At 43.1% G+C, this 12521-nt stretch carries 11 protein-coding genes; 6 read left to right on the top strand and 5 right to left on the bottom strand.

Annotated features, from left to right (window positions below):
* From L884_RS0112950 to lptM, 4 genes are all read right to left on the bottom strand, one after another.
* On the bottom strand, positions 1–633 hold the full coding sequence (locus tag L884_RS0112950) for a DUF484 family protein (protein ID WP_028767906.1): 633 nt from the start codon (positions 631–633) through the stop codon (positions 1–3).
* Positions 630–1457, bottom strand: coding sequence for a diaminopimelate epimerase (gene dapF, locus L884_RS0112945; protein WP_028767905.1), 828 nt, complete (start codon positions 1455–1457; stop codon positions 630–632). Before dapF ends, L884_RS0112950 begins: the two co-directional genes overlap by 4 nt.
* A 64-nt stretch (positions 1458–1521) precedes the next feature.
* Positions 1522–2766, bottom strand: a complete 1245-nt coding sequence (gene lysA / locus L884_RS0112940) for a diaminopimelate decarboxylase (RefSeq protein ID WP_028767904.1) — start codon at positions 2764–2766, stop codon at positions 1522–1524.
* Between the two features lie 5 nt (positions 2767–2771).
* Positions 2772–2948, bottom strand: a complete 177-nt coding sequence (lptM, locus tag L884_RS23175; RefSeq protein ID WP_169731789.1) for an LPS translocon maturation chaperone LptM — start codon at positions 2946–2948, stop codon at positions 2772–2774.
* 409 nt (positions 2949–3357) lie between these two features.
* On the opposite strand from lptM, the gene cyaY reads away from it, so the two are divergent.
* On the top strand, positions 3358–3687 hold the full coding sequence (gene cyaY, locus L884_RS0112925; RefSeq protein WP_028767903.1) for an iron donor protein CyaY: 330 nt from the start codon (positions 3358–3360) through the stop codon (positions 3685–3687).
* A 77-nt stretch (positions 3688–3764) separates the two neighbouring features.
* Here cyaY and L884_RS0112920 read toward each other — a convergent pair whose 3' ends face one another.
* Positions 3765–6188 carry a class I adenylate cyclase gene (locus L884_RS0112920; protein ID WP_028767902.1) on the bottom strand — a complete coding sequence of 808 codons (2424 nt, stop codon included), beginning with the start codon at positions 6186–6188 and terminating at the stop codon, positions 3765–3767.
* A 198-nt stretch (positions 6189–6386) separates the two neighbouring features.
* Here L884_RS0112920 and hemC point away from each other — a divergent pair, with 198 nt between their 5' ends.
* The 5 genes from hemC to L884_RS22070 all read left to right on the top strand — a co-directional run.
* A complete protein-coding gene (gene hemC / locus L884_RS0112915) occupies positions 6387–7319 on the top strand; it encodes a hydroxymethylbilane synthase (protein ID WP_028767901.1) in 933 nt (310 codons plus the stop codon).
* Positions 7320–8051 (top strand): uroporphyrinogen-III synthase, encoded by a 732-nt coding sequence (locus tag L884_RS0112910; RefSeq protein ID WP_028767900.1) that lies wholly within the window; start codon positions 7320–7322, stop codon positions 8049–8051. It begins immediately after the preceding gene.
* Between the two features lie 66 nt (positions 8052–8117).
* A complete protein-coding gene (locus L884_RS0112905; RefSeq protein WP_028767899.1) occupies positions 8118–9266 on the top strand; it encodes a uroporphyrinogen-III C-methyltransferase in 1149 nt (382 codons plus the stop codon).
* Positions 9266–10435 carry a heme biosynthesis HemY N-terminal domain-containing protein gene (locus tag L884_RS0112900; RefSeq protein ID WP_028767898.1) on the top strand — a complete coding sequence of 390 codons (1170 nt, stop codon included), beginning with the start codon at positions 9266–9268 and terminating at the stop codon, positions 10433–10435. Before L884_RS0112905 ends, L884_RS0112900 begins: the two co-directional genes overlap by 1 nt.
* Before the next feature lie 278 nt (positions 10436–10713).
* Positions 10714–12521: retention module-containing protein (locus L884_RS22070; RefSeq protein ID WP_037410902.1), on the top strand; the 1808-nt coding region annotated here is incomplete at its 3' end.

Raw genomic sequence — 12521 nt, 5'->3', positions numbered from 1 at the left:
CTAAATTTTGGTTAACTGATGATCAAGTAGCTGTTTAAGCTGTGATAGTAGCAAATGATCCATTTCTGGATGGAAATGCATAGGATCTTGGCTAGCGATCGCAAAAATTACCTGACCGCACTCTTTAGATAAACGTGATAACGCCACTGAGCCGACCTCGGTACCAAATAGTCGCTTAGACTCTTCGATGGTCAAACGGCCAAAATAGTAACCAGAGTCTAAACGCTTACTCCAGATCTGCGATAACTCACTATCGAGATCATGTACCGTTATCAACCGCACATGGGTAAAATTAAACTGCTCCTTCAAGCCACTAGATAACACTTGGCGTAACTCACCCATATCTTCACATTTTAGCAGCTGCATAGATAATGCACTGTTAAACATGTAGATCTGCTCATTGCGTGATGCCATAGCCAGTAAAGCGGTGATCTCTTCCTCTAACTGTTTAACTCGCTGGCGCAATGTCTCCTGCTGGCGTTCAACCAAGGATACTGCGCCACGCTCTGCATGGGGAATACGCATCGCCAGCAGTAATTCAGGATAACGAGCGAAGAAATCAGGGTTATCTAGCAAATATTCGCGGATCAAGATCTCGTCGAAAGGCACATTGGGATTTGGATTATCTATCATTGCGCGATCTGTCCATCATAAACATGTTCTGCAGGGCCGGTCATCCACAACGGCTTGCCTTCGCCCTCCCAATTGATCATCAGCGTGCCACCAGGAAGATCGACTCTAACATTACGATCTAGCTTACCTTGCTGGATCCCCACTACTACAGCCGCACATGCTCCTGTACCACAAGCAAGGGTTTCTGCCGCGCCACGCTCATACACTCGCAACTTGATATGGCCAGAATTAACAACTTGCATAAAGCCAACGTTAACCCCTTTTGGAAAACGCTCATGATGGGTCAGTTCAGCGCCTATGCTATCAACATCAGTTGCTGCGGCATCGTCTACTTCAATCACGCAGTGTGGGTTACCCATAGAGACAGCACCACAAAGATAAGTGCCACTCGATGCCATTAGTAGATAAGTTTTTTCGAGCTTTTTAGCCGTAAAAGGGATCTTACTCGGCTCTAATACTGGCACGCCCATATTCACGGTCACTTTGCCGTCACGCTCAAGACGTAAGGTAATTTTGCCTGATGAGGTACTGACTCGGATCTTGTGCTTATAGGTAAGGCCTTTGTTTCGTACAAATCGTGCAAAACAGCGTGCACCATTGCCGCATTGTTCAACTTCGCTACCGTCAGCATTAAAGATGCGATAATGAAAATCTAAATCGGGATCGTAAGGCGGCTCGACCAGTAGTAACTGATCGAATCCCACGCCAAAGTTCCGATCGGCTAAGCGCTTAATTTGATCTGGTGAAAAAAACACGTTTTGTGTTACTCCATCCACGACCATAAAGTCGTTGCCCAAGCCATGCATCTTAGTGAATTGGATCAAGCTCGATATCCTTAAAAAGTATCAATAGCGGATCGATGATCCGCTACCTTAGTATTATTCTAGTTTACGGTAGGATCTGCTCACCTTGCCACAACTGAGCCACTTTTTCTCGCTCGCGGATGACATAAGCGTTATCTGCATCAACCATTAACTCTGCTGCGCGTGGGCGAGAGTTGTAATTTGACGCCATTGTAAAACCGTAAGCACCCGATGAACGTACTGCGAGGTAATCCCCCGCCTGCACGTTTAACTGACGATCTTTACCTAAAAAGTCACCGGTTTCACATACAGGGCCGACAACATCATAACTTTGAGTTGCACCAGCACGTTCAATCACAGGTATGATCTTTTGCCATGCGCTGTAAAGTGACGGGCGGATCAGATCGTTCATCGCACCATCAACTAATGCAAAACGCTTGTCGCTGTTTTCTTTAAGATAGAGCACTTGAGTCACAAAGATCCCTGCGTTTGCAGCAATCGCGCGGCCAGGTTCAAAAATCAATTTGAGATCGCGCCCACCTAAACGATCAAGTAATGCTGCTGCATACACATCGGGCTGTGGCGGCACTTCATCGTCATAGGTAACACCTAAACCACCACCCACATCAAAGTGTTTGATCTCAATGCCTTGCTCAGCTAAACGATCGATAAGCGCTAGCATACGATCCATCGCATCGAGGAAGGGCTTAATTTCAGTTAATTGCGATCCAATATGGCAATCAACCCCTTTAACTTCCAACCCAGCTAGCTCATGAGCACGAGCAAAAATCGCTTCGGCGCCTTCCATTGCGATGCCGAACTTATTCTCTTTTAAACCTGTTGAGATATACGGATGAGTACCCGCATCAACATCTGGATTAACGCGCAGTGATACAGGGGCAACTTTACCTAGGCGCAGAGCGACTTGGTTTAACAGCTCAAGCTCAGCGGCTGACTCAACATTGAAGCAGTAAATCCCTAAATTCAGTGCCATTTCCATTTCGGCAACGGTTTTTCCTACGCCGGAAAACACGACTTTTGCAGGATCACCACCCGCTTCTATCACCCGCGATAATTCACCACCAGAAACAATGTCAAAACCACTGCCTAAACGTGCTAATACATTCAAAACGGCAATATTTGAATTCGCTTTTACTGCATAGCAAATAAGATGTGGGTGATCACTCACGGCATTATCAAAAGCATGCCAATGACGCTCTAATGTTGCTCGCGAATATATATATAGCGGTGTTCCATGCTGTTTTGCGAGTTCGGCAACCTGGCACTGCTCTGCATAAAGCTCATCTGCTTGATATAAAAAATGATCCAACGTCTTTAGTCCTTTTTGCTCTGTTCGCTTTGCTTGTGCTCTGCGTCAGACACCTGCTTATCAGTTGCCTGCTGATTAACTTCCTGTGGTGGCGTTCGGTATAACGCACTTTTTTGCCCACAGCCCAAAAGTACTAGGCTACCAAGCCCTACTAGCAAAAACAGTCTCATTTTATTCAACATCAGCTGACCCTTTAAGCAATAGCACTATGGCTTGCTATGTGGCGAAAATTGTTAATCCTGATGTTTGCAGACAGCCCGCTATGCGTCAACCCTCTAACGCATATATATGGCGGCTTTATTACAACTAATATCGCCTTGGTTAAGCCTAAAACAGCTAAGTTAATTGACTGAAATAGCAACTTGTTGGCTAAAAAACGCCTAAAGAGAAAATAAATCGGCTAAATCGATCTAAACTATGATCATCACACTTACAGATACATAAACCTAAACCACTGATATAAATATATTTTCAATTATTTATCAGCAATTTTTTAATTAGTAATCTATTAACCACAAAATTAATGTGATTGGTAATCATCGTGACGATTGGTAATATGCAGTTATTAACTAAATCTGAGGAATAATTAGCATGGCTCTAACAGATTTCGAATTTCATCAATTGGTTGATGAAATATTTCAAACAATTGATAACGCATTAGAAGTACTCATTGACGAGCAAGATGCAGATATTGATGTTGATGGTTCAGGCAATGTACTGCAATTAGAGTTTAATGGTTCATCGACGATTGTAATGAACAAGCAAGAGCCATTACATGAGATTTGGTTAGCAACGCAGTTTGGTGGCTACCACTTTGCTTATGTCGATGGTAAGTGGATGGACGAACGCAACGGCAATGAATTTATGCCATTTGTCATTGAATCTATCTTCAAGCAAAGCGGTTACAAGCTAGATATTTAACTTACAGCATAGCGCTGAGCGTTCTATATTGAGCAGATAAAGGGAAGAGTCACTTCCCTTTATTGTTTTAAGATGTTTTAAAAGTCCGCTTCAATCGACTCATGAGTGACGCCAAACGGCACCGCCATCAACTCACCTCTTACCCGATCTAATTTAAAAAACTGCGGTAAATTAAAATTTTCTTTGGTCAAATGTGGGTCTTCAAAAGTATGGTAGTGACTGAGTTTATTCACTAATGTATTCACATCTATCCCTTGTTGTACGTAGTGATTAAGCTCATTGGCTTCATCTAAAATAAACACATCCAGACCTTGCTTGCGCTGACGTAAGAAATACTGAATTGCGCCTTTAGCTGCATAATCTTGAATAATTGCCGGTAGTTTAGCAAAAGGCTCATCACCCAAACTCGGTCGAGGCAACTCTAGCAATTTGCGTTGAGACAGTTGCTGATAGAAAGATTTAGCATCGCTCAAATTCTCGTAATGCATGCCACGATTATTGAAGAAAAGACCATAGCGTACCTTACCGACTTGCAGTGCATGCGCTAACGTCGCAGAACTTTGTGCTTGCCGGCTTAAACGCACGGCACGGTAAAGCAGATCTTTTACTGTACGCTCAGTTTGCGAACGTAACTTCAGCGAACAACTAATAACATCTACACTCACAGCTACATTTGCGCGCTTCATACCCGGGGTTACAAATGACAATGCATCCAAAATACTTTTATCGCCTTCAAAATGATGGCAATGCCATTCGCCCCAGCTATTTAAGCTAATAACATCTATCGAGTCGACCATATTCAGATAGCCACGTCCAATCGAGAAAACATTGCTATTCATATAATCAACCATAATGTCTTGCCCAGGCCAGCTTTCGGTAGGATCGCTATTGAAATTTAGCAAGAACACCAACTTACGGAAATGCCATGGCTGATATAGCGCCATTTTTGACACTCTAATAGATTCATTAACAATTAAACCATCTACGCGACTTGCTGCCTGAGTTAAATAGTTAGACTTGCGCTTACTTTGTCTAATTTCATGCCAACGGGTTTGATTATTAGCAACACCATTTAAACAGGCCCAAATCAACAATTTGGCTTTGCTTTTAGAGTGAAACACTGAGCTGTGCTCAAGAAAATTTCTTGGATTTGGACCACAGCGATATAGGTAATAGCACTGATCAGTTGAACTGTAGATCACCGATAAATGGGGCTCCAAGATAGAGCGACTCCATAACGGGTTTAAACGCATGATCTGATGAGCATCTTCATTGAAATAGGTATGCAGCTTACGGGTTAATAATCCGAGTTCTGAGATGCGTAAGCTTTCACTCAATTGGTGAGTTGAAGCAAACTGCAGTAATGTTCGATAACTGCCTAACATCAACTCATTAAGCTGCTCGTTAAACCATTGTAATTGGCCGCAATGCCAATTTTCACAGTTATCTAGCGTACGCAGTAAACTGTCAGACCAATGCCAGTCTGCTACCAATTTTTGCATTTTAAAATGACGCCAATCCACAGCCCGATCTTGTTGGCTCAACTTTACGCCGCACTTTAAATAAAAACAGCGCCGAGTAATTTCGAGCCGTCTAACATCACCACGCTTAAGCAAATAGGCTTCTATTGATTCATAAAGCAAAAAATACGCATCATTGGCTGCAGAAAAGTCACCATCTAAAGTGTGCTGCCAAATATGCTCACTAACAAGATGAGTGTGAGGGTATTCACTTGCATAAGCCTCTAATAAAAGCACCTTAAGTAATGCCTTATGCGGCTTTTCAACTCCTTTATATAACTGCCATAGCGATGCACCAAAATATTCGCTAGCCGGTAAGGCGTTAGTATCCCCCAAAGATAACAGTGACGGATTTGGCTTAGCATTTGGCCACCAAGCAATAGGCTTTCCAGCAAGACGAAACTGACTGCGGTAAAACTCTTCTAATAGCAACCAATGCTGAGCACTACCGCTATGCTCTTGCCCCATGCTGTTATATAGATCAGCCGGACGGCTTTGCTCCTGAATAAACTGCTGCGGATGAACTAAATAAAAATTAACTTCAAAATCAAATTGAGCAAACCAAGCTGTTAATAATAAAGCTTTTTCAGCAAGCAATTGACAGCCACTTTGACTTAGTTCTGCACTATGAACAAGCCAAACGTCAATATCACTTTGAGGGTTTTGCCCAAAACTCGCCGTACTGCCCATACTGTATACCCCCTCGATACGGGGTGTTGTTACCGACTCGAAACTACTTATATCGATATTGAGCGTTTCGCAGGCATCTTGGGTATCAAAGTCGAGTTCAAAATCAATCACGCCAGATGGCGTTAAAGGGCCGTTGTAACCAGGCAATTTTGCAGAGTGGTGATGTAAAAAGACCGCAATCAACCGCAACAGGTGACGCTTTAATGGCGACAGCAAGGCTATCGCTCTAGCAAACCTGATAACATCTAATCGCTGAGCTGCTTGCTCTTGTTTACCAAGCTCATGAGGCAAATGATTCGACCTTTAAAAAAATTACTGCCTACCTAATGTATATGGCAAACTTGATAGCGGCAAGCAAATGTGATCAAGATCACTGTTTTTATGGGATTATAAGTGGGTAGACTTCAAAGAATCAGCAGCATAATGTTACATCTATATTCTGGCGATGTTAGCATTAGCGCAACTAAGTTCTAAGATGGAATATCGTTCATGTCTCAAAATCTGATCCGTATCGCAACACGTAAGAGCCCTCTTGCCATGTGGCAAGCCGAATTTGTGAAAGCAGAACTGGAAAAAATCCATGAAGGCCTCACTGTTGAATTGCTACCGATGAGCACTAAAGGTGACATCATCTTAGACACACCACTTGCCAAAGTGGGTGGTAAAGGATTATTCGTTAAAGAACTTGAAGTCGCTATGCTAGAAGGCGAAGCTGACATCGCTGTTCACTCAATGAAAGACGTTCCAGTTGAGTTTCCTGAAGGGTTAGGTCTTGAAGTAATTTGTGAACGTGAAGATCCACGTGATGCATTTGTTTCAAATACTTATAAGTGCATTGAAGAGCTACCACAAGGCGCAGTTGTTGGTACTTCGAGCTTACGTCGTCAATGCCAAATCCGTGCTGCTCGCCCAGATCTAGTAATTAAAGATCTTCGCGGTAACGTTGGTACTCGTCTAGCTAAGCTTGATGCAGGCAATTACGATGCAATTATTCTTGCAGCAGCAGGCCTTAAGCGTCTAAAGCTTGAAGAAAGAATCGCTAGCTTTATCTCAGCAGAGCAATCACTGCCAGCAAACGGCCAAGGCGCTGTAGGTATTGAATGCCGCACTGACGATGCTCGTGTTAAAGCACTTTTAGCTCCACTTGAGCATGCCGAAACACGCATGCGTGTTATCGCAGAACGTGCAATGAACACCCGCCTTGAAGGTGGTTGTCAGGTACCAATTGGTGCATATGCCGAAATCGATGGTGACACTATCAATCTACGTGGTTTAGTGGGCAACCCAGATGGTAGCCAAATCATCACTGGTACCAAATCTGGTAGCACAGCCGACGCTGAAAAATTAGGTATCGCACTAGCTGAAGAACTGCTTGAGAAAGGCGCAAAAACCATTCTTGATGCAGTTTACGCGAACGCGTAAATGAAAGTGTTGCTGACGCGCCCAGAAGGGCGCAATCAGTCAATGATAGAGGCGTTAACTCAGCGTAACGTCTCTTACTTTGTTACCCCTCTACTTAATGTTCAATCTACTTCAAACCTTAACAGTGCTGAAATTGAACAGACGCTCAAACAAGCTGATATCATCATTTTTATCAGCACCAATGCTGTTAGCTTTGCCTCACAGATTATCACTAATCAATGGCCGCAAAACGCCCACTACCTTGCTGTAGGCGATGCCACACATGACGCGTTGATAGGTTTAGGTATTGATGCCGAAAAAGCCCCTGAAGATTGCCAACAAACTGAAGGCTTACTGACTCTCGAATCTTTATCCAAAGTCAATAATAAGCAGATTGTTATTGTACGTGGTCGAGGCGGTCGCGAAGATTTAGCTAACGAGCTTATTAATCGAGGCGCAAAACTCAATTATTGGGAGGTCTATAAACGTGGCTGCCCAGCAATTGATGCCAGCGATATTTGCCAACAATGGCAAAGCTTTGGCATTGACACTATTATCATTACCAGTGGCGGAATACTCGATAACCTAGTCAAAACAGTACCAAAAGAGCTATTTGCTTGGCTGCAAACTTGTCATATTATAGTCCCAAGCTCCCGAGTATTTGAAAAAGCTAAGGCATATGGACTTGCGCATGTAAGCAATGCAACCGCTGCCAATACTAATGCCATGTTGGCTGCGTTATCACTAAAATAGTCCGCAGCTAAGTTTACGCTCATACTCGCAACGTACTGCAGCATCATCGCTTTCAAGGACTGTTTAATGGAAACCAAAAATACTGACGCTAACGCTTCAGAAGCAACAACTGAGTCAACAACGTTAGCTCAGCCTGTTATCGACACTCCGTCAGAAGCAGAAGCTCCCCAAAATGAAAGTACAGTTCAGCCACAAGCTTCACAGCCAAATTCAACTCCTTGGGGAGTGATTATCACCCTCTTTTTACTACTCATTGTTGCTTTTGCCTCAATGGCCGGTGGTTATTATCTTTACCAACAATTACAAGCTCAGCAAGCTGAGGCGGCAAAATTAAATCAAAAGCTTCAAGCCGCACTAGTCGAGCCAAATCAGCGTATTGCGTCACTTGAGCAACAGCAAGGGCAATTCGCCGCGAGTGTTGAAAGTGCAATGGCGCAATCACTTGAGCAACAAACTCAGCTAGAAGAGCGCGTATCTATCATTGCTCAACGTAACCCTAATCATTGGCGTGCTGAAGAAGCTAAGTATTTAGTACGACTAGCTGGCCAAAAATTATGGTTAGAGAAAGATCCAAACACCGCAACGAGTCTTCTAAAAGCAGCTGATGAACGTATCAAATCCATGCGTGATCCTTCACTTATGCCATTGCGAAAAGCCTTATCAAAAGATATCGCAGCTGTAGCCTCAGTTAAGAATACTGATATTTCAGGTACCGTTTTAACGTTAGATGCCATTATCGACAATCTAGATAAGCTGCCACTTAACCGTGCAGAAACCCATTTTTCAGCTGAAGAACTGGCTGATAATCAAGTTTCAGAATCTTTGGATGATTGGCAGTCTAACCTAGCGAAATCTTGGCAAGCTTTAATTGATGACTTCGTTATTATCAGAAAACGTACAACCGATGCAGCACCGCTGCTAGAGCCAGATCAGCAATGGTATTTAGTGGAAAATACTAAAAATAAATTGCTACAAGCCCAATTAGCTTTGTACCGCCAAGATCAAGTCAATTACCGTAATTCAATTAAGCTTGCTAGAAAGTGGATTTTTGAGTATTTCGACTTAAAAGATCAGCAAACAATAGACACACTAGCCACATTAGATGCGTTAGAAACATTGAAAATTCAATCAGTAAGTATCGAACGTTTTGCTGCATCAAATATGCTTAATCAGTTAGTCACTTACGGTAATTTAATGACTGAGGAGGCGCAATAATGATCCGCGCCTTAGTCTATCTAGTCATCATCTTAATTGGACTATGTCTTAGTCCTTTTCTCGTTGGTAATACTGGTTACCTATACCTAGCAATTGGTGACTACCAAATTGAAACCAGTATCTTTTTTGCTGTTATTGGTCTCATTATTTTCTATAGCTTGCTACAACTCGTTGAGTTTGTATTGGTATGGCTATTTAATTTAGTGTTAAACAGTCGCTATTTACCAGAGCGCTGGCGCAGAAATGCAGCACGTAAACACACTTTACTTGGTGCACTCGCGTTAGCAGAAGAAAACTGGCCCGCAGCAGAAAAAGCCATGGCTAAAGGTGCAGAAAAAGGCGAGATCCCTGCACTTAACCTACTTGCAGCAGCTCGTGCAGCACATCACCAAAATAACTTTGAAAATCGTGATGAATACCTTGCAAAAGCTGAACTAGAACCGCAAGCGGTTAAGGCCGTTAGTACGACGAGAACCCGTTACTTACTTCAGCAAGGTGAGCTAACCGCAGCGAGAGCGGAGCTAGATAAACTCAATCCAACTAGCAAAAGTAAGTTTCCGGTACTTAAGCTGGCTATCGAGTTGTATCAAGCACAACAAGACTGGCAAGCACTTAAATTACTATTGCCAATATTAGCTAAAAAACGAGTGTTGGCCGATGAGCAGCTACAAGCACTATCACTCACAACTAACACCGCCCTATTAAACCAGGCGATCTTAGCTAACGAGCAAGAGTTGGAAAAATGCTGGCATTGGCTAACTCGAGCAGAGCGAAAACAACCTGAGTATATTGCACTTTATGCCACGGGTTTAAATCGATTTGAACGTCGAGATGAAGCGAAAAAGCTCTTACTAAAGCAAGTTAAATCCACACCGTCTGCTGCGATATTACACGCCTTAGCAGAAGTGCTAACTCCTGCAGACGTAGAAGCTAAAAAGCAGTTATTAGCGTTAGAAACCCAATATCAAGACAATCTCGATTACCAAGTTTGCTTAGCTAAGCTATATCAAAAAAATCATGACTTTCATCAAGCCAAGATTTGGTGGCAAAAAGCCTGCTATTTAAAAGATGATCACGATAACCTGCATGCTTTAGCTGATGCTCAAGAGCATCTAGGGGAACTGAACCGAGCTCTACAAACCCGACGCAACGCGGCTAAGCTCAGTTAACTCTTATACCTTTTTCAACTAAAGGCCGTTATCAAAACGGCCTTTAGTTATTTACAGGCAAGAATGTAATCACTAAGGCTAACTTAAGTAGTTGATAACTAATTCGTAAAATCCAATCAAATTAAACTGTGGTTTAACTCCCCCCTAAAGCTTGACTTCCCCTAATTTGACAACGCTCCAATGCAGTACAGAATTTGTACTGTTAGCGCAAAAATAAAAAATGATTAAGTGCTAATAATCCTTCATTTAACTCATGGATGAGCTAGTTAGAGTATTTTATGATGGATAAATTTATTCCAAAGCAGGATGCCAAAGTTCTTGAGCTTTCTGGTGTAATAAACACAGTCAATGGCCAAGGTGTAGAAACATCGCTTAAAGTCGGTGATACGCTAACGCCAAACAGTGTTTATAGTATTACCGTGGGTGCAACATTCCTTTTGCAATACAGTGACGGTAGCCTAGTTAACCAAGACGATATTGCAACAGCTAATAATCAAAACCAGTCTCCCAATGAGAGTCAAACAGCGATAGACGCTGAAATTAGCGCATTACAATCTCTCATTGAAGCGGGCGAAGATCCGAGTGAAAACCTACCAGATACCGCAGCAGGTGAAGCCTCACAAACGGGTAATGAAGGTGGCGGTTATATTGCGGTTAGCCGTATAGGTGACGAAACCATTGCCGCTGCAGGTCATGATACTGTGGGATTTGAGCAAACTACGACACCGATTATCGAAGAGCAACAAAGCTTTTTGGCTCAATTCCCTCTGCCGACTATCACATCAAGTACTGTAACCCTTTACGAACAACATTTAGCGCAAGGTAGCGCTCCTGAAACAACCCTGCTATCACAAGCCGAGAGCGTTTCAGTAACGGTTCCTGCTGGCATTAACTCCCTAACAATTAATGGCCAAACCATATTCGTTAATGGTGAGTTTATTGGCCCTGTTAGCATAACAACTGAGCTAGGTGTACTGACATTCAGTGACTACGATCCAGCCACCTCTACTTTGACCTATAGCTATACTTTATCTGCCAATTTTAATCATACTGATTCAGATACGTTAACTGAAATCTTCCTATTGGAGCTTACCGATAATGACGGTCGAAGTGTCACTTCAGTTGTCAATGCCAACGTTATTGATGATGCGCCAAGCGGCTTGGATGATAGCAATGAAATCACTCAAGGCAATGAGGTAGGAGTCTCGGGCAACGTCCTAACTAATGATGTCTTAGGCGCCGATTCTGCAACTGTCACACAAATAGCTAATAGCCAAACAACTACCGATATAGATGGTAATACAGTGATCTCAGGTGTATATGGTTCACTCATTATTGCTGCCGATGGTAGTTATACTTATTTACTTAATAATCAGCTCCCCGAAGTTCAAATGCTCGCGCTCGGAGAGCAAGCAGTTGAAACATTTAATTATGTGTTAACCGACGCCGATGGTGACGCCGTCACCCAAACTCTGACAATCACCTTAACCGGCGATAATGATGCGCCACAGATCACCTCATCTTTAGAAGATGCCTCAGGCACAGTTATAGAGGCAGGTGTACTCGTTGGCGGCAATATTGAAACCGCTGGAACACCAGAAGTCTCAGGCACACTCACCGCGAGTGATATAGACAACGGCGCAGTATTAACTTGGCAGCTTATTAGCGACCCAATGACGCCATTTGGTGTGTTTTCGTTAAATGAAGTAACTGGCCAATGGAGCTTTAGCTTAGATAACGATCTCGCTAATAATCTAGCCTTTGGTGAAACGACAATTGAAACATTTACCATAACAGTAACAGATCAATTTGGCTTGTCAGACACACAAGAAGTCACTATCACAATTGTCGGTACCAATGACATCCCAGAGCTAACGGTAACCAACACTGGTAGCGTCACCGAAAACAGTATTGATGTGGCACCAGACCGCCTTGTTGCCACCGGTGACATCACCACCTTTGATGTCGATAACAATGATGTACTCACCCTAAGCGCCAGCTATAACGGTGATATTGCTTGGCAGAACCCAGCCATGGTCGCGCTCACCGCCCAGCAAGTCTCAGACTTATTGGCCGGCTTTAGTCT

It is taken from the genome of Shewanella fidelis ATCC BAA-318, from assembly GCF_000518605.1.
In the GTDB taxonomy this organism is placed as follows: domain Bacteria; phylum Pseudomonadota; class Gammaproteobacteria; order Enterobacterales; family Shewanellaceae; genus Shewanella; species Shewanella fidelis.
Note: the sequence above shows the minus strand (reverse complement) of the source record. Positions and strands in the feature narration are given on the sequence as shown.